This window comes from Porphyromonas sp. oral taxon 275, from assembly GCF_018127745.1.
Lineage (GTDB): Bacteria > Bacteroidota > Bacteroidia > Bacteroidales > Porphyromonadaceae > Porphyromonas.
Genome location: NZ_CP072333.1, coordinates 948,112 through 965,670 on the forward strand (window position 1 = coordinate 948,112; position 17,559 = coordinate 965,670).

Annotated in this window: 12 protein-coding genes; 1 reads left to right on the plus strand and 11 read right to left on the minus strand. The window is 60.6% G+C overall.

The window, feature by feature from the left end; all coding sequences use genetic code 11:
• Positions 1-26 precede the first annotated feature (26 nt).
• On the plus strand, positions 27-734 hold the full coding sequence (locus J4862_RS03775; RefSeq protein WP_211789403.1) for a phosphatase PAP2 family protein: 708 nt from the start codon (positions 27-29) through the stop codon (positions 732-734).
• A gap of 430 nt (positions 735-1,164) precedes the next feature.
• On the opposite strand, the gene J4862_RS03780 is transcribed toward J4862_RS03775, so the two are convergent.
• From J4862_RS03780 to J4862_RS03830, 11 genes are all read right to left on the minus strand, one after another.
• On the minus strand, positions 1,165-3,312 hold the full coding sequence (locus J4862_RS03780; protein WP_211789404.1) for a S46 family peptidase: 2,148 nt from the start codon (positions 3,310-3,312) through the stop codon (positions 1,165-1,167).
• Between the two features lie 50 nt (positions 3,313-3,362).
• Positions 3,363-5,405 (minus strand): M3 family metallopeptidase, encoded by a 2,043-nt coding sequence (locus J4862_RS03785; protein WP_211789405.1) that lies wholly within the window; start codon positions 5,403-5,405, stop codon positions 3,363-3,365.
• Positions 5,406-5,538: 133 nt separating this feature from the next.
• Entirely contained in the window at positions 5,539-6,534 is a 996-nt protein-coding gene (locus J4862_RS03790) for a class II fructose-bisphosphate aldolase (protein WP_211789406.1), read from the minus strand.
• Between the two features lie 238 nt (positions 6,535-6,772).
• Positions 6,773-7,042 (minus strand): HU family DNA-binding protein, encoded by a 270-nt coding sequence (locus tag J4862_RS03795; RefSeq protein ID WP_211789407.1) that lies wholly within the window; start codon positions 7,040-7,042, stop codon positions 6,773-6,775.
• A gap of 198 nt (positions 7,043-7,240) precedes the next feature.
• A complete protein-coding gene (locus J4862_RS03800; RefSeq protein WP_211789408.1) occupies positions 7,241-9,517 on the minus strand; it encodes a GH92 family glycosyl hydrolase in 2,277 nt (758 codons plus the stop codon).
• A 596-nt stretch (positions 9,518-10,113) separates the two neighbouring features.
• Positions 10,114-11,493, minus strand: coding sequence for a tRNA lysidine(34) synthetase TilS (tilS, locus tag J4862_RS03805; RefSeq protein WP_249107449.1), 1,380 nt, complete (start codon positions 11,491-11,493; stop codon positions 10,114-10,116).
• A 23-nt stretch (positions 11,494-11,516) separates the two neighbouring features.
• A complete protein-coding gene (locus J4862_RS03810) occupies positions 11,517-12,365 on the minus strand; it encodes a zinc ribbon domain-containing protein (RefSeq protein WP_211789409.1) in 849 nt (282 codons plus the stop codon).
• Positions 12,365-13,477 carry a Nif3-like dinuclear metal center hexameric protein gene (locus J4862_RS03815; protein ID WP_371742407.1) on the minus strand — a complete coding sequence of 371 codons (1,113 nt, stop codon included), beginning with the start codon at positions 13,475-13,477 and terminating at the stop codon, positions 12,365-12,367. The genes J4862_RS03810 and J4862_RS03815 overlap by 1 nt, the downstream gene beginning before the upstream one ends.
• 1 nt (position 13,478) lies before the next feature.
• The gene (locus tag J4862_RS03820; protein WP_211789410.1) at positions 13,479-15,047 is read right to left on the minus strand and encodes a PepSY domain-containing protein; all 1,569 of its coding nucleotides are present in this window, start codon (positions 15,045-15,047) and stop codon (positions 13,479-13,481) included.
• Positions 15,044-16,198, minus strand: a complete 1,155-nt coding sequence (locus J4862_RS03825) for a 1-acyl-sn-glycerol-3-phosphate acyltransferase (RefSeq protein ID WP_211789411.1) — start codon at positions 16,196-16,198, stop codon at positions 15,044-15,046. The genes J4862_RS03820 and J4862_RS03825 overlap by 4 nt, the downstream gene beginning before the upstream one ends.
• 21 nt (positions 16,199-16,219) lie before the next feature.
• Positions 16,220-17,218, minus strand: a complete 999-nt coding sequence (locus J4862_RS03830; protein ID WP_211789412.1) for a D-alanine--D-alanine ligase — start codon at positions 17,216-17,218, stop codon at positions 16,220-16,222.
• Positions 17,219-17,559 lie beyond the last annotated feature (341 nt).

Consider the following 17,559-nt stretch of genomic DNA (forward strand, 5'->3'; position numbering starts at 1 on the left):
CCCACATTCACCTTTACCCAAGCAAGATGACCGTACCCTTTCTTCCTGGCGAGCTCGAGCTACTCCAGGCGATCAATGGCACGCATAGCCCCTTCTGGGACGCAGCCATGTGGCTGATCTCGAACTTCGCCGCATGGATCTACCCAGGCCTCGCCCTACTCTTCTTCCTCTTCTGGCGCAAGCCCACGAGCGAGGCCCTACTCCTCCTACTCTGCGTCGGGCTCTGCATCGCGCTAGGAGATCTGATAAGCTCGGGTATCGCGAAGCCCTTCTTTGCCCGTCTCCGCCCCACGCACAGCCCTTGGCTGCAGGAGGGACTGCACTACGTCTACGGCTACCATGGGGGAAAGTACGGCTTCTTCTCGGGACACTCGGCCAACTATACTTCGGTAGCTACGCTCCTCTGCCTCACCTTCCGCGACCGCCGCTTCTCCTTAGTGCTGGCTGTGCTCGTTGGCTGGGTCGTCTATAGTCGTATGTACCTCGGGGCACACTTTCTCTCGGATTGCCTCGTAGGCATCGCCGTAGGGCTCGTGGTAGCGCAGCTCGTCTACCGCATCTACCTCTGGCTGCGTAGGCAGCTCCTCTCCACGGGCAAGCGTCAGCCTCAGGCGATCTACCGCCCAGGGCTAGGCTACCTAAGTCTCGCGCTGGCGATGACCATCCCCCTGACGCTGACCATGGCGCTGCAGGTGAGCCGCATCGTGCGAGATGCACTGGCAGCGGCGGCCTAAGACGCACATCCTCCCAAGCAATAAAGCGGGGCGGCTACACTACTGTAGTCGCCCCGCTTCGTTTAATGAGGCTCTGAGCACCCCTCGGGTGCATAGATCAGTTGGACTGCATGCTGCTGATAGAAGACTTAGCCTCGCCCAAGGAGACGGTCACGAACTAGGCTGATTCGCCTAGCTCAAGCCACCGATAGAGTGGCTTCGGTTAAGTAAAGCAAGCTGCCATCCTTCGACGAGCTTACCGAGGGATATCCCTCAGCCGCCTGACAGCTGTCCCTCTCGCCCGTCATGGATGCCCCTCAGCCCCCTCACTGATATCCCTCAGGAGCCCCTCCCCCATAAGCGAAGCGCCCCGCTGGAGCTATATGCTCCAGCGGGGCGCCTAAAGGATGAGGAAGGCGGACTATCAATCCGTCAGCCCTCGGCGGATAGCCTAGCGCAGGCTCAGCTCCTCGATGAGGCGGGGGCACTTACCCCACTTGTCGATGGTGAAGAGGACGTAGCGGATGTCTACGACGATCGTGCGCTGCAGCTGGGGCTCGAACTCGATATCACCGCTCATCGCATCCCAGTTGCCGTCGAAGGCAAGCCCGAAGACACGCCCGTTCTTATCGAAGACAGGGCTACCCGAGTTACCACCGGTGATATCGTTGTTGGAGATAAAGTTGACATGCAGTTCGCCGCTCTTGTCCGCCCAGCGTCCCCAGTCCTTCTTCTTCAGCAGATCGAGGAAGGAGTCAGCGACCACATAGTCGGGGTTCGCGGCGTCGGCATTCTTCTCCAGGATACCACGAGGCGTGGTGAAGTAGTCGTACTCCGTAGCGTCGGCAGGCGAATAGGGCTTGATAGAGCCATAGCTGAGGCGCATGGTCGAGTTGGCATCGCTAGGCATGGGCTTCGAGGGGTTCATCTGCTGACGGCCTGCGAAGTAGAGGCGATTACCACGGCTGATGGCCTCATCGTAGCGGTTCAGCTCCTTGCCGAGTGGGAGGATGATCTCACGCAGGCTCAGAGCGAGCTTGTAGGCAGGATCCTCCGCGAGGACGTGGGAGAAGTCCTCACGCTCGATCGCAGCCAGCACCTTATCCTTGTAGGGGACGATGCTCTTAGCGAAGAGGGCCTTAGCATAGGCCTTCGTGTCGCCCTTGTAGTCGCGGTCGATCTGGGCGAAGAGCGCCGCTACACGCTCAGAGCTGACGCGCTGGCGCAGGATGTCGAGCATCGCGGGGAGGACGCGCTCATCGAGGCTGGGGACGTAGTTCTTGTACACATCCTCGATACCGGCCTTGATCTTAGCGCCATTCTCGGCCATGTCCTTGTAGCGGATGTCCTTGAGCCCGTAGGCAAGGGCCGCAGCCTCCATACCGCTATAGGCCTCGGTGAGGTAGGTATAGTCACGCATCAGCGCCGCCTGCCCCTTATAGGCCTGCTCCATCTCGGAGAGAAGCCCCTGGTAGACCTTGGTAGCCTTGCCACCCTGGGCGACCCACTGGTTGAAGGCCTGCTCCTCGGCGCGCTTAGCCCCGAGGACATCGAGCTTGACCAGGGCCTTGTTCATCCCGATGGAGTTCTTCCAGTAGTTGGAGCTGCGGGCGTACTTGGAGGCGTACTTGATGCGCGTCGCCTGATCGGCCTGCATCGCGGCCCACCAGAGCTCCTGCTTGGCGCCACGCACCTCGATACGAGGGGCGTTCTGGTCCGCCATACGGTTCTGGATCGCGAAGGAAGGGATATAGCGACTCGTCGATCCGGGGAAGCCGATGGTCATCGCGTAGTCGCCCTTCTGATAGCCCTCGGTGGAGACCGTAGCGTGGTACTTAGGCTTGTAGGGGACGTTGTCCTTGCTGTAGTCAGCGGGCGCATTGTCCTTGCCAGCGTAGACGCGGAAGACGGAGAAGTCCCCCGTCTGGCGAGGCCACATCCAGTTGTCCGTATCACCGCCGAACTTACCTACCGATCCCGGAGGAGCAAAGACAAGGCGGATGTCGGTGAAGACGTCGTAGGTCAGCAGATAGTACTTATTGTTGGCGTAGTAAGGACGCACCTCGATGCGCTTGTGGTCCGACTTGAGGCGGCGTCCCTCAGCGATCTCCAGCGCATCACAGATCTTGCGGATCTGAGCTAGGCGGTCGAGCTCATCCTTGGGCTTCTTGAGCTGAGCGAGGATCTCCTTGGTCACATCCTTGATCGAGCTCAGGTAGCTGATGGTGAGGCCCTCGATGGGGAGCTCCTCGGAGAACTGCTGCGAGACGAAGCCGTCACGCAGGTAGTCATGGTCGACGGCACTCACCGACTGGATAGCGTCGAAGCCACAGTGGTGATTGGTGAAGACCAGCCCCTTATCCGAGACGGTGACCCCCGTACAGCCGCGTCCGAAGATGACGACAGAGTTAGCGACGCTGGGCTTATCCAGCGAATAGAGGGAATCAATGGGCAGACGGAAGCCAAGCTCCTTCATCTGCGCAATGTTCTCCTTCGTGAGCTCGTTGAGGAGCCACATCCCCTTGTCGGCACGTGCCTGTACGCCCAGCGAGAGCGCAGCGACACCGAGGACAAGAGCCTTGCGAAGTAGTTGCTTCATTGGTTCATTATTATAGGGTAATCGTGAATGTACGTATCGTCCGAGAGCGGCTAGGCCTCTAGCCCATCTCGGCGCAGGAGCGCTGCGATGCTTGCCTCCTTGCCTCTGAAGGCCTGGTAAAGCACGGCGGCATCACGCTTGTCGCCATGAGAGAGGATCTCGCGGCGGAAGCGCTCGGCCGTCTCCTGAGAGAAGATCCCCTCCTCCTGGAAGGCGGCGAAGGCGTCGGCGTCAAGCACCTCGGCCCATTTGTAGCCGTAGTAGCCAGCGCTATATCCTCCAGAGAAGATGTGCCCGAAGGAGGTGCTCATCAGGCAGGGAGCGGGCGCTGCTGGCAGCAGGACAGCCTTAGCCCAAGCCTCTTCCTCAAAGGCCTTCGCGTCCAGATCCTCGGGCAAGGCCTCCCTAATCCCATGCCAAGCAAGGTCAAGGTAGCCGAAGCTCAGCTGGCGGCAGGCAGCATAGCCCACGAGGAAGTGGCGTGCACGATCCATACGCTCTAGGAGCGACTCGGGTAGCGCCTCGCCGCTCTGATAGTGATAGGCGACGCTCTCGAGCCAGCGACGCTCGTCGAGCCAGTTCTCCATCAGCTGGCTAGGCAGCTCGACGAAGTCACGGACGACGTTCGTCCCGCTCAGCGATCGGTAGCGACAGGCCGCGAACATCCCATGCAGGGCATGGCCGAACTCGTGGAGGAAGGTACGTACCTCCCCTGGCGTCAGCAGCGCAGGGCGCTCAGCCGTAGAGGGCGTGAAGTTCATCACCAGGACGATATGCGGACGATGGTCCTCACCCGTAGCCTCGTGATACTGCTCCTGCAGGTTGTTCATCCAGGCCCCACTCTGCTTACCCTCCCGAGGGAAGAAGTCCGTATACAGCAGTCCGAGGTACGAGCCTTCACGGTCGTGCACCTCGTAGGTATGTACGTCGGGATGATAGACGGGGAGGTCCTTGCGCTCATGGAAGCTGATGCCATAGAGCGTCTGGGCGAGGCCGAAGACGGCCTCCGAGACGTGGGAGAGCTCGAAGTAAGGACGTAGCTCCTCCTCGTCCAGCTCATAGTAGGCTTGCTTGTAGCGCTCAGCCCAATAGGCCCAGTCCCAGGGCTGTAGCGGGAGTGTCTGTCCCTTCTTCTGGGCAAAGGCTGCGACCTCCTCCAGCTCCTGCTCGGCTACGGGCTTATAGGCCGCCAGTAGCTCGTCCAGCAGCTTGTAGACAGCTTCGGGAGAGCCTGCCATACGCTTCGAGAGGACCTTCTCAGCATAGGAGCCCGCACCTAGGAGCTGGGCGTACTCCAGGCGGAGATTAGCCAGACGGCGAACGATGGCTCGGTTGTCATACTCATCGTCCTTAGCCCCTAGGCTCATCTTCGCCACGTACATCTGCTCTCGGAGCTGGCGGTCGGGGCAGTGCGCCATGAAGGGGAAGAAACTCGGGGCCGCGAGTGTGAAGACCCAGCCCTCGAGCCCACGAGCTCGCGCAAGCTCGGCTGCAGCCTCTAGGCTTACAGCGGGTAGACCTGCCACCTGCTCGGAATCGGTGAGGTGCAGGCTGTAGCGCTGCTGATCCTTGAGATTGTTCTGCCCAAAGCGTAGGCTCAGCTCGCTCAGCTCCTGCTTGACCTGACGGAGTCGCTCCTTCTTCTCGGGCTCTAGGGCCGCCCCACTCTCACTGAAGTACTCCCAGGTACGCTGCAGCAGGCGTGCATCCTCCTCGTCTAGGGCCAGCGAGGCACGCTGCTCCCAGAGCTGGCGCACGCGAGCGAAGAGCGGCTCGGAGAGGAGTATATAGGAGGAGAGCTCGGAGAGCTCGGGCGTCAGCTCCTGGCTGATCTCCATCAGCTCGTCGCTCGCCTCGGCATGCAGGAGGTTGTAGAAGATCCCCGAGACCCACTCGAGCTCGGCGCCGCTACGCTCCAGGGCAAGGATCGTATTGGCAAAGGTCGGCTCCTCCCTCTGGGCGATCAAGGCGTCGACCTCCACACGCTTAGCTGCGATGGCTCGGCGGAAGGCCTCTCGGAAGTCCCCAGCCTGCACTTGGTCGAAGGCATAGGCTCCGTGCGGTAGGGTGCTGGACGAATAAATGCTATTCATACACTAGGATAAAAAGACAAGAGGCTACCTGCCCTCGCTCCTCCGTATCGGGAGGAAGAACGGCAGGTAGCCTCTAGGCGCACGCAGCGAACCTTAGGCGGCAAGCCTAGAGGATCGGTCAGCGTGTGATTGATTAGATACGGTCGTTCGAACCGAGGACGTTGAGCACCTTGTGCATGTACAGCTTCTTGAGCGAGTCACGAGCTGGGCCGAGGTACTTGCGGGGGTCGAACTCTGCGGGGTTCGTAGCGAAGACCTTGCGGATAGCAGCGGTCATAGCCAGACGGCCATCGGAGTCGATGTTGATCTTGCAGACAGCGCTCTTAGCAGCCTGACGGAGCTGCTCCTCGGGGATACCGACAGCATCCTTCAGTGCACCGCCGTACTGGTTGATCGTAGCGACCTCGTCCTGGGGCACGGAGCTGGAGCCGTGGAGCACGATGGGGAAGCCAGGGATCTGCTTCTCGATCTCAGCGAGGATGTCGAAGCGGAGGGGGGGAGGTACGAGGATGCCGTTAGCATCGCGCTTGCACTGCTCGGGCGTGAACTTGTTAGCCCCGTGCGAGGTGCCGATCGAGATAGCGAGCGAGTCTACCCCCGTCTTGCTGACGAAGTCGATCACTTCCTCGGGCTCGGTGTAGGTGTGGTGCTCAGCTACGACATCGTCTTCGATACCAGCCAGGACACCGAGCTCACCTTCTACCGTGACATCGTACTGGTGTGCGTAGTCTACGACAGACTTGGTCAGCGCTACGTTCTCGTCGTAGGGCAGGTGCGAGCCGTCGATCATCACAGAGGAGAAGCCCATCTCGATACAGCTCTTGCAGAGCTCGAGGCTATCGCCGTGGTCGAGGTGGAGAGCGATCTGGGGGTTGGGGCAGCCGAGTTCCTTAGCGTACTCTACAGCACCCTGTGCCATGTAGCGAAGGAGAGTTTGGTTAGCGTACTTGCGTGCGCCACTGGACACCTGAAGGATGACAGGAGACTTCGTTTCAACGACAGCGCCGATAATTGCCTGGAGCTGCTCCATGTTGTTGAAGTTGAATGCTGGGATAGCATAGCCACCCTTGATAGCCTTAGCGAACATCTCGCGCGTGTTCACCAGGCCGAGTTCTTTGTAACTAACCATTGTTGTTATAACTGTTAATCTAGGTTTGACTTCGTAGTTGGACTTCGTTGTCTATACCGCAAAGATAAGGCAAAAAAGGATACGGCCGTCGCCTTTCCTTAAATTATTCACGAATCTACCTAATCCTTGCTAGTCAGCGTAGTAAGACGGCTAGCTCTGCGGTCTCGAGAGACGCGGAGCTAGCCGTCGCGATATGGCTGCGAGCCTCGCTCCGTGGAGCGTCACAGCGAGAGCTGACTTAAGCGTTCAGGTCGAGAGCTGCGCCAGCCTTGAACTTGACCGCCTTGCGTGCGGGGATCTTGATCTTTGCCTTGGTGGCGGGATTGATGCCTTCGCGAGCGGGCTTATCCTGAACGGAGAAGGTACCGAAGCCTAGGAGAGAGACCTTCTCACCCTTCTGCAGCTCCTCTGCGACTACTGCTGCGAATGCATCAACAGCCTTGCGAGCCTGTTCCTTGGTCAGACCAGCCTTCTCAGCTACGCCTGCGATGAAATCAGTTTTGTTCATAAACAACGATCTTATTATAGGTTGGACAAATTGCGTTGCGCCTTATGCTCTGGCTCGGCCCCTTCCCTACTGAGCGGAGGCCACTAGTCCAGTACTTTGTGTATCCAAATGTACTACAAATCTTGGACTATGCAAGCCCTGAGCCGCTTAGGGACTCAAACTGCTGCTCCAGAGGCTAGCTAGCGGCCTAGGCTAGCGCTACTTCGGCTGCGTCAGATAGCGTAGCTCACCAGCCCCCGTCAGCTCTGCGTGCGTGAGTCTATACTTATTGCTATACAGCTTATTAGCCACTTGGATCTGGGTGAAGTAGTCGCCTCGCTCGGCTCCCGCAGCGCCCTTATGGATGACCAGCTTAGGCTGCTTGTAGTACTTAGAGTCCAGATGGATCGTGACCTTGTCAAAGACGGGCGTCGTCAGCGCATAGCTCGTACTACCCGGACAATCGGGGTAGAAGCCGAGCATACTATAGATGGCCCAGGCGCTCATCGCACCCGTATCATCATTGCCAGGAATGCCGCTGGGGCTATTGTGGTAGTACTTTTCGAGGAGCTCCTTCACCAGACGCTGCGTGCGCCATGCCTCCTTGGGGAAGTAGGTGAAGAGGTAGGCGTAGGCGATGTCAGGCTCATTGGCGGGGTCATAGTTGCCCTGATCGAAGATCCCCTGCAGCTTAGAGACGAACTTCTGCTCGCCGCCCATCAGCTTGCTCAGCCCCTTGATGTTGTGGGGGACGAAGAAGCTATAGTTCCAAGAGTTCCCCTCGTGGAAGCCAGGGTTGGGCTCGAAGTCACGCCCCAGCGTAGGATTGAAGGGCGTGAGGAACTTGCCATCGGGCAGGATAGGACGCAGCAGCCCCGTCTCCTTGTCGTAGTAGTGGCGGTAGCCCTGAGCCCTACGCTCGTAGAGCTGCGCCTCCTTGGTCCTGCCCAGGCCGCGGGCGAACTGACCCAGATTCCAGTCTGCTATATAGTACTCCAGTGCATGGGAGACGGAGTTGTCGAACTTCTCACGCAGGGGCACATAGCCTCGGCTCAGGTAGTCATCGTTGTCGGGGCGCAGCAGGTTAGCCTTGCCCGGGGTATCGGCACCCTTGCGCATGGCCTCATAGGCCAGCTGCACGTCGAAGTCACGGATCCCTCGCTGCCAAGTGTCATTGAGCACGATGATCGAGGGGTCACCCTCCATCGTCATCGTCTCCTGCGAGTAGAGCTCCCACTTCGGGAGCCAGCCCCCCTCCTTATACATATCGAGCATCGTCTGCACCATCGCTAGTTGCTTGCGCGGATAGAGCAGCGAGAGCAGCGGATGCACATTGCGGTAGGTATCCCACAGCGAGTAGACGGTGTAGCGATCGTGCTGTGTCTTGCCCGTCTTGAGGCTGCCCATCATCGGGTACTCGCCGTTGACATCCTGCAGAATATTGGGGTGGATGAGCAGGTGGTAGAGTGCAGTGTAGAAGACCGTACGCTGCTCCTGGGTCCCGCCCTCGACCTCGACGACACGCAGCGCGTCCTCCCACTGCTGCTCGGCAGCTGAGCGGACGGCGGCGAAGTCCAGGCCGGGCTGCTCGGTCTGCAGATTGAGCAGCGCATTCTCCTCACTGACGAAGGAGACGCCCGTCTGCACGTAGATGACCTCTCCGGGCTGCGTCTGGAAGGAGAACCATACCCCGACGTCGTTGCCGCTCATCTGCTTGCGGTAGTTGGGATAGAGCTTGTAGCGGCCATGATCCTTGTCCCACTCAGCCTCTACACCCTGCATCGGGGGCTGCTTCTTCCAGTAGCCGCTCTGGGGAGCACGGCGACTGATACGGATGGCAAAGTACTGGTTGAAGACTGCCTGCGGATTGTAGCAGAAGGTCCCCATCAACTTGCTCCCCACGAGCGTCGAGTCATTGAGGAAGCGCACCGTCGCACCACTCTCATTCGTCAGCCCCTGACCGAGGTTCACGAGGATATGGCTCGGGCCGCCCTTGGTGAAGGTAAAGGCCGTGATGGCCGTACGGGGCGTAGCACTCACCTCAGCACGCACCTGATGCTTGTCAAGGGTCGCACTATAGTAGCCCGGGTGAGCACGCTCCGCACTCAGGGTCGTCCCGTACTGCGTGTAGTCCACGTTGAGCTGCCCCGTCGAGGCGCTCACAAGGATACTCCCCAGCTCGGGGCAGCCTACCCCACTGAGGTTGACATGGCTGAAGCCCGTGAAGTACTTGTTGTCCGCCGTATAGGGCGTACTCCACCAGCGGGCATCCTTGTCATACTTGTTCAGCTCTCCTCCGCCCATCACGTTGAAGGGGGTGATGCTCATGAGCCCGTTAGGTACGACAGCACCGGGATTGGTCGTCCCGAAGTTGCTCGTCCCGATGAAGGGGTTGACTTCATCGATCAGTCGGCGCTGCGACTGAGCTGCAGCGCCGAGGCTAAGCAGCAGCACGAGGGCTACCGCCCTCACGGGTCGCGTCTTCTGTAGATTCATTCGTATATTCTTGTATGTATGGATACGTGTCTGTTAGCTGCAAACATAAGGAAAAGCAGGCAACTATGCGGTACGGACGTCTGAGCGAGCAACGCCGAGGCCGCATCCGCATCGCAAGTTCGGCGGGTAAGTCTTAGGCCTCACTTCCCTCTTGAGCGAAGCACCGAGCCAAGCCAAGGAGCAGTATTCTACCAAGGGATCCAGCCTAAGCGAAGGAGCAGACGGCAAGATCTCGGCCAAGCGCACCCAGCGGCGGCGCGCCAGGAGGGGCAGCGAGGTGCTAGTCTTGCCCTAGCTTCGCGAGGGATATCCCTCAGCGGGCTGACTGACGCCCTTCACGCGCCTGACTGACGTCCCTCAGCCTCGTGACGGATATCCCTAAGCAGCCCCCTCCCTAGAAGCTGACAACGGCGACGCACAAGCCGTACCCCAGCGCAGCAAGGATCAAGCACAGCAGACAGCTGCTTTGCTTGCTCCTTACCTACTGCTACGGGCAAAGTTATCCCATTAGGGGCTTGGCCCCTTCTCTGAGTGACGTAAATTCTAGGAGATAGCTAAAGCCTTCCCTGAGGTATCCATCCTATCTAAGGATACCCTTAGCTTACAGCGGGGGAAAGGCGCAGGCGGAGTATGCGCTGCGTGTACTCGGTGACTCGGTAGCGACGATCGGCCAGGTGCCCCACGAGCCAAAGCACTTCGTCTCCACGACACAGGAGGAGTGCAGCTCGGCGCTCGGCAGGGGCGAACTTCCCATCAATGAAGATGCGCCTCAGGAGCTTCTTCCCCTTCATCCCATAGGGGTACAGCACATCGCCCTCACGGCGATGGCGTAGGACAAGACGGTCAGTACCCAGCGCCTCATAGTCAAAGGCCGCCTCGCCCTCCGCCAAGGGAAAGAGCTGCGCTAGGTCTCGAGGTCGAGGCTCGATCTGCCAGCTCAGGCACTGCCCGCTCGGCAAAGCACACTCCCCCGCCTCCCCGATCGAGAGCTCCTGCTGGTAGACCTCCTCGGAGGACTGCACTCGGGGCCGCAGCTCGAGGTAAGTCTGCCCGCGCAGCAGCTGGTGCGTCGGGCTATCGAAGCGAGCCCCTGCGTGTCCCACATGCAGCTGGGCCATCACGCCACGCACGGTCTCGGGGCTGAAGCCGTAGGGGCGCAACAGCTCGTAGAGTAGCGCCTCGGGGTACTGCTGTTCGAGGAGCCTCATGATGTGGATGCCCCGAGGCTCCAGCACGTGCTGACGCAGCTGCTCGACTCGCTCGAGGTAATAGCATTCGCTCGCTCTGAGGTGCGCGATAGTGCGGGTGGCAGCCTCGGCGAAGGAGGGATTGAGTTGCTCGAGCAGCGGGATGAGCCTATGTCGGATCAGGTTGCGCTTGTAGCGCGTATCGGCATTAGAGCTATCACTGCGGTAGTCCTGCCCTTCGGCAGCTAGGTAGTCGAGGATCAAGGTGCGGGGGCAGTCCATGAGCGGGCGAATGATGCCCTCCTCGACCTTGTGGTAGGGCATGCCGCTGAGGCCGCGGATGCCTGTGCCCATAGAGAGATTGAGCAGCAGCGTCTCCACCTGGTCATCAGCATTGTGCGCGACGGCTACGACGCTCGGTGTGGGGTCTGCGGCACGCTGCTCGGCGAACCAGCGGTAGCGAAGCTCACGCGCCGCCATCTCGATGGAGATGCCACGCTCCCGAGCATAGCCGCCGGTATCGAAGCTCGTGACGCGCAGCGCTACCCCGAGTCGCCTACAGAGCTCCTCGACAAAGCGCTGGTCGCCCTCACTCTCCTCTGCCCGCAGGCGGAAGTTGCAGTGCAGGGCTACAAGCCTAGCCCCATAGCCAAGACGCAACATAGCCATCAGCAGAGCGAGCGAATCCGGTCCTCCACTGATGGCTATGTATAGGATCCCCGCTGGGGGTAGTAGCTGCTGCTGTCGCAGCGTCAGCTCAACTTGGTCGAGCAGGGCATGCTGCAGCATAGCGAGCTAAGATGGGCAGCCTGCTAGTGCTGCTGATGAGCCTCCTCTACGAGCTCGGGGTCGACGAGGATACGCCCGCAGTATTCGCAGACGATGATCTTCTTATGGAGCTTGAGGTCTACCTGACGCTGGGGTGGGATCTTGTTGAAGCAGCCACCACAAGCATCGCGATCTACGGGCACGACGGCCAGGCCATTGCGTGCACCCTCACGGATACGAGCGAAGGCATGCAGCAGGCGCTCCTCGATGTGCTCCTCGAGCTGGAGGGCCGTAGCACGTAGCGCCTCTTCCTCCTGCTTCGTCTCGCTCTTGATGCGAGCTAGCTCCTCCTCCTTGGCCGCGAGGTCAAGACGACGCTCAGCGATGGCCTCACCGAGGGCAGCGATACGCTCGGTACGCTGCTGCAGGTCGCCTGCGGCCTCGTTGATACGCTTCTGCGAGAGCTCGATCTCCAGTCCCTGGAATTCGATCTCCTTCGAGAGGTTGTCGTACTCGCGGTTGTTCTTGACGTTGTCTAGCTGCTCCTTGTACTGGGCGATCTTAGCCTCTGCCTCCGTGATGCGTGCCTTCTCGGTGGCGACCGCATTCTTCTGGCGCTTGTTGTCCTCCTCGAGGTGGGCTAGGCGGGTCTCCATGCCCTCGATCTCGTCCGAGAGATCCTGTACCTCTAGGGGAAGCTCTCCGCGAAGCGTCTTGATGTGATCTATCTTCGTGTAGGTCTCCTGCAGGCGGCTCAGGGCGATCAGCTTGTCTGCGACGCCACGATCGGCTGCGGCTGCTGCCGCAGGTGCTTCAGCAGCAGGGCTAGCAGTCTTGGTAGCAGCCGCCTTCTTTGCTGAGGATGTCTTCTTTGTAGTTTCTTTCGTAGCCATTATAGTGCTATGACGCTATTTATAGGGTTGGAGTCGATCTCGCTTTGGTAGACCGCAAAGGTAGCTAATTTCTGTGACAATAGCTCGGTAAAGAGCTGTGCGCTGATGCGTTCGCTCTCGTAGTGGCCCACCGTCGCAAGGATGGGGGCGGACTCGCAGTCGAAGTAGTCGTTGTACTTCGCCTCTCCTGTGATCAGGATATCTGCCCCAGCTCGGCGCGCCTCGGGCCAGAGGAAGGCCCCAGCCCCACCACAGAGGGCGACACGCTGGATCAACCGCGTCGCCTCAGCTCGGCTATAGCGCAGCTGCTCGGTAGCAAAGTAGCGCTTCACCTGGGCAAGGAAATCACCAAGAGCTACGGGCTGCGGGAGCTCACCGACAATGCCTGCGCCCGTAGTGCCGCGCGTATCAAGGAGCTGCGTAAAGCTATAGGCGGGGACCTCGTAAGGATGTGCCTTGAGGAGGGCTGCCTCCACGCGAGCTCTGAGGTGACTCGGGAGCACCAGGCTAAGCCGCTCCTCGGGCTCGTAGTGCAGCGCTCCGAGCTCACCGACGTAGGGCTGGGCACCTGCCAAGGGGCGGAAGGAGCCTCGTCCCGAGCAGCGCCAGCTGCAGCGGTCGTAGCTCCCTACCCGACCTGCACCCGCTGCCCACAGCGCCTCTGCCACCGCAGCGGTAGCGGCCTCGGGGACGTAGACCGTGAGCTCCAGTAATCGGTCGGTCTGGGGAAGCAGGACACGCGGCTGCAGTAGGCCGAAGTCCTGAGCGAGACGCCAGTTGAGCCCCTCGGCGGCATTGTCCACCGAGGTATGCGCTGCGTAGATCGCTAGGTCATGCTTGAGGGCGAAGCGCACGCAGCGCTCTATATAGGATGAGGTGCCGAGGCGCTTGAGCCCCTTGAAGAGCAGGGGATGATGGGCGATGACGACATTGCAGCCGCGCTCTACGGCCTCCTGGAGCACGGCCTCGGTGATATCCACGCAGCAGAGTACCCCAGTGGCGATCGCCTCGGGGTCGCCTACCTGCAGGCCACAGTTGTCATAGCTCTCTTGGAGCGAGGAGGGGAAGTGCTCCTCGAGCACCTCCCATATCTGGGCGACACGTAGCATCATACTAGTTATCCGAGTCTTGTTGGGGACGAGGCTTCCTTGTCTTGAGGCGCTTGAGGCCCGTCATGAGGACGATCACCGAGACCAGACCAAAGAAGAAGATGAAGAGATCCGTCCCCCACTGCCCGAGGAAGGGCTTGTAGAGGCGGCCTGCGTGCAGCTCCAGTGCGGCCTGCCACAGGGAGTAAGGTGTTTCGTTCAGCTCCTTAGGTTGGGCGACAAAGGAGGTCGCAGCGCTGAAATCTCCCCCTCGGAGGAGCCCCTGATCGTAGAGGAAGACGCGATCCTCGGCAGGCGTCGCCCCCAGGATAGCCCCAGCGATGAGGTGCCCGCCTATAGGACGTGAATAAGGATCGGCAAGGACGGTCTCCCCACTGAAGTAGTCTCGGGGGGCGTCATCTTGCTTGGGGGTGAAGCAGCTCATCCCGCTGAAAGAGCCGATCACCCAGCTGCTATCCGCACGCTGCTCGAGCACGTTGACCCCCATAGGGCTGACCTGAGGCTGCCCCCACCAGTACTCGGGCTGTCCCTGCAGCGAGGCAGGGAGCATGAAGAAGCCCTCACTCGTGGAGAGCAGCCAGTTATCCTCGACCTTATTGTAGCGCAGGGCACGCAGGCGCTCGAACCATGGGTTGTCACTCCCCAGCTCGCTCCACCCAGCAGGGCGCATCTCATTGAAGATCAGCGGCAGCATCAGGGGCGGACGAAGCACCCAGCCCGTGACGACGACGAAGGTCGTCAGCCAGATGAGGCGCTTCCCGAGGAACTTGTGCCAGCGGAAGTGCCAGCCCAGTCGGCGCATCAGCCCTTGCTTGCGCTGCACGCCCTCGGGGCTATGCTTGCGGGACTTCCAGCGCTTGAGCCGCTCCTTATATAAGGTATAGAAGATCCCTGTCAGGCATAGGAGCATGATGACGACCCCTATGAGGTCGACAACGAGTCGCCCCACGAGGCCGAAGTACTCTCCACTATGCAGCGCCCAGACGATACGGAAGAGCGTGATCTCCCCCGTATAGGTATCATGCGCCTCCCAGGAGATGGGCTGCCACTGGCTCTGCCCTGGCGCACGGAGGTAAAGCCGTGAGCGCGAGAGCAGCAGTAGGCTATCACCATGCGCTACGAGGTCGGCAAGGCGGCCATGCACACCCTCGGGTAAGGGCTGCTCCTGCCAGCGCCGACGCTGCTGGTCGAGGCGGTAGATGCGGAACTGTGAGGCCAGCCAGATATCACCCGAGCGCAACTGAGCCATGCTCATCACCTTGCGCTCGTCACCCCCAGGAGCGAGGCCATCATTGAGCGCTACGGCGGGAGCCTGCATCGCGCTATCGCTCCGCCACACGCCCGCCGACCCATAGAGGTAGCTGTCCGTAGCTGTGCGCAGGGCCGAGCGTACTGCTCCGCCACTCCAGTTGGTATAGCTGTACTCGCTGGGCAGGAGAGCACGCGGGACATCGACCGAGCGCAGGAGCTCACGATGGTTCAGGAGGATCCCCGACAGGGCAGCCAGGAAGAGCAGGACGCAGAGTGGTAGCCCAAGCCACTTGTGCAGCTGGCGAGCATTTGGCCGCCTCATAGCGCAGTAGCAGCTAGAGCCTTCCGCTGGTTGCGCAGCGGATTGGCGTACATCGTGAGGATGCAGTGTCTGAGGAAGGCCTTATCAGGCTCAAGCCCCTCGGGCAGCTGCACCAGCTGGAGGCGTGCCTCGATGTAGCGCAGGGCCTCTGCTCGCTCCTCGGCCGTGTAGTGCTCGGAGCTGTCCGTGCCCTCGAGCTCGTCGTAGGCGACGTAGTTGAGCGGATAGAGGACATAGTAGCGATGGATCTCCGCATCCATGAGGCTCGCCAGCTCCTCTACGCTCAGCTCCGAGGCGTCGGCGGGTAGTAGCTGGTTTAGGGGACGGCCGATGTGGAAGATCACGCGTCCCTTCCAGCCCTGGATCCCCGTGCGCATATTGATGCCATCGTCGGCAGGGCTCTTCTTGTAGCCCGCGACGTCACGCTTGAGCTGCATCTCCTGCGCCTTGAGGTAGTCACAAGGGTCGTACTCGTAGCTGCAGGTCACGGGGACGATGTTGAGCGAAGCTAGGGCGGCGGCAGGCTGACGCTCGGGACTACCCATCGCCAGCATCTTGAGGAGCGCTGGCTGCGTATGATCCGAGGAGTCCTTCGCCCTACCCTCGCGCTGCGCGATCCAGATGCTCTGTCCCTCGGCCACCGCCTCGTGCATGTACTCGGAGAGGAGCTTGGCCGCGAGCAGCACCTGACGTCCCTGCAGTCCACGACGCACGAGGAAGCTCCCATTGAGCTTAACCAGCGTCTCCACCCAAGGATAGATCATCAGGTTGTCCCCGATGGCGATCTGCGGATACTTAGCCCCTACGTCCGCCAGGAGTACGTTGAGGAAGGCCGAGTCCAGCACGATGTCTCGGTGATTGGAGACGTAGGTATAGGCGCTGCCTGGGCGCAGCTGCTCGGTTCCTGTGAGCTCGACGCTGGTGCAGCAGCCACGCATCACCTGCTTGACCCAGTGGTAGCTGACCCGCTGCTTGAAGTCCTCCACGCTGCGGCAGCTGCGCAGGAGCGCGCTGAGCTCCTCCCAGCTCCAGCTGAGGCCCAGGCGCTCGTAGATCGCGCGCAGCTCGGGCAGCGCGATGAGGCCCTCGATGGCACCCGGCACCTCCTCGGGGAGCAGCGGGCGTATATCGTCGTACTTAGCGTAGTCCATGATTACACATATATAAAGGGGTTAATGCTGGGCGGGACGAAGGCCCTCCTCAATGAGCGCCGTCAGCACCTGGGACATCTCGAGGCCTGCGGCGCGCACCTGCTGGGGGATGAAGCTTGTGGGGGTCATCCCTGGGGTGGTATTGACCTCGAGCAGCGTGGGATAGCCGTCGGCCTCGATGATGAAGTCCACGCGGATGATCCCACGGGCATCGACATAGCGATAGATCTGCTTGGTCAGCTCCTGCACCAGCTTGGTCTGCTCGGGACGGATGCGGGCGGGCGTGATCTCCTCGACTGCTCCATTGTACTTGGCGTCGTAGTCGAAGAAGCTATTCTTCGGGACGACCTCGGTCACGGGCAGCACCTGCAGTCCTCCGCCAGCCTCATAGCAGCCACAGGTAACCTCTGTGCCCGAGATGAAGCGCTCGAGCAGCACCTCCTCACATTCGGTGAAGGCCTCGTTGATAGCAGACTCGAGTTGCTCGATGGTGTTGACGCGTGAGGTAGCCACGCTCGAGCCACCCGCGTTGGGCTTAGCGAAGAGGGGGAGCCCTAGCCTATCGAGGATATCGGCAGTGCTGGGGCGCGGGAGATCCTTACTGAGGCGCAGCGAATTGGCCGTACGCACCTGAGGGAAGGAGGAGAGGAAGTGATTGCAGTAGTACTTATTGAAGGTCAGCGCCTCCGTCAGCACCCCCCCCGTATTGTAGGGGATGCCGAGGAGGTCTAGGTAGCCCTGCAGCAGGCCATTCTCTCCAGGCGTACCGTGGATCGTGATATAGGCGTACTCAGGACGGATGCGCCCTTCGGGAAGCTGGCAGCTGAAGTCATTCTTATCTATAGGATAGCGCTCGCCCGAGCTGAGCTCTACCCACCAGCCCGTGCGATCGATCAGTACGAGGTAGGGCGTGTAGCGCTCTCGGTCGATCCAGGACAGGATACCTGCAGCGCTGCGCAGGGAGACGGGCTGCTCGCCCGAGAAGCCGCCTGCGACGACGGCGATAGTACGTGGACTCATCTGTTGAGTTTATATAGTCTGAGTTTGGTTCGAGATTTAGCTTACGTATACAAAGGTAGGCCTTTCCCCTAGCTACGGCAAAGGCAAGGCTAGCCCTATAGGCTACGGCACCTAGTCTAGGGCCTCCCAGCGAGGCCCAGGCAAAGGCGCAGCGAGGCGACAGTCCTAGCCCAGCTCCGTGAGGGATATCCCTGAGGAGGCTGATGGATATCCCTCACGCGCTCTGACGGATATCCCTCAGGAGCCTCCCCCCTTATATGTGCCTGCCGCCCCTGCCTATTCGCCCCAGGGCCTTGCCCCGCCTGTGAGGGCGAGCGAGGGCGGCATGACACGCCCCGCCC

What these genes read in the sequence shown, in the direction of transcription:
- J4862_RS03800 (WP_211789408.1), bottom strand. Translation starts at nt 9,517, where the DNA reads ATGAATCTACAGAAGACGCGACCCGTGAGGGCGGTAGCCCTCGTGCTG.
- J4862_RS03780 (WP_211789404.1), bottom strand. Translation starts at nt 3,312, where the DNA reads ATGAAGCAACTACTTCGCAAGGCTCTTGTCCTCGGTGTCGCTGCGCTC.
- tilS (WP_249107449.1), bottom strand. Translation starts at nt 11,493, where the DNA reads ATGCTGCAGCATGCCCTGCTCGACCAAGTTGAGCTGACGCTGCGACAG.
- J4862_RS03810 (WP_211789409.1), bottom strand. Translation starts at nt 12,365, where the DNA reads ATGGCTACGAAAGAAACTACAAAGAAGACATCCTCAGCAAAGAAGGCG.
- J4862_RS03825 (WP_211789411.1), bottom strand. Translation starts at nt 16,198, where the DNA reads ATGGACTACGCTAAGTACGACGATATACGCCCGCTGCTCCCCGAGGAG.
- J4862_RS03815 (WP_371742407.1), bottom strand. Translation starts at nt 13,477, where the DNA reads ATGATGCTACGTGTCGCCCAGATATGGGAGGTGCTCGAGGAGCACTTC.
- J4862_RS03775 (WP_211789403.1), top strand. Translation starts at nt 27, where the DNA reads ATGACCGTACCCTTTCTTCCTGGCGAGCTCGAGCTACTCCAGGCGATC.
- J4862_RS03830 (WP_211789412.1), bottom strand. Translation starts at nt 17,218, where the DNA reads ATGAGTCCACGTACTATCGCCGTCGTCGCAGGCGGCTTCTCGGGCGAG.
- J4862_RS03820 (WP_211789410.1), bottom strand. Translation starts at nt 15,047, where the DNA reads ATGAGGCGGCCAAATGCTCGCCAGCTGCACAAGTGGCTTGGGCTACCA.
- J4862_RS03795 (WP_211789407.1), bottom strand. Translation starts at nt 7,042, where the DNA reads ATGAACAAAACTGATTTCATCGCAGGCGTAGCTGAGAAGGCTGGTCTG.
- J4862_RS03785 (WP_211789405.1), bottom strand. Translation starts at nt 5,405, where the DNA reads ATGAATAGCATTTATTCGTCCAGCACCCTACCGCACGGAGCCTATGCC.
- J4862_RS03790 (WP_211789406.1), bottom strand. Translation starts at nt 6,534, where the DNA reads ATGGTTAGTTACAAAGAACTCGGCCTGGTGAACACGCGCGAGATGTTC.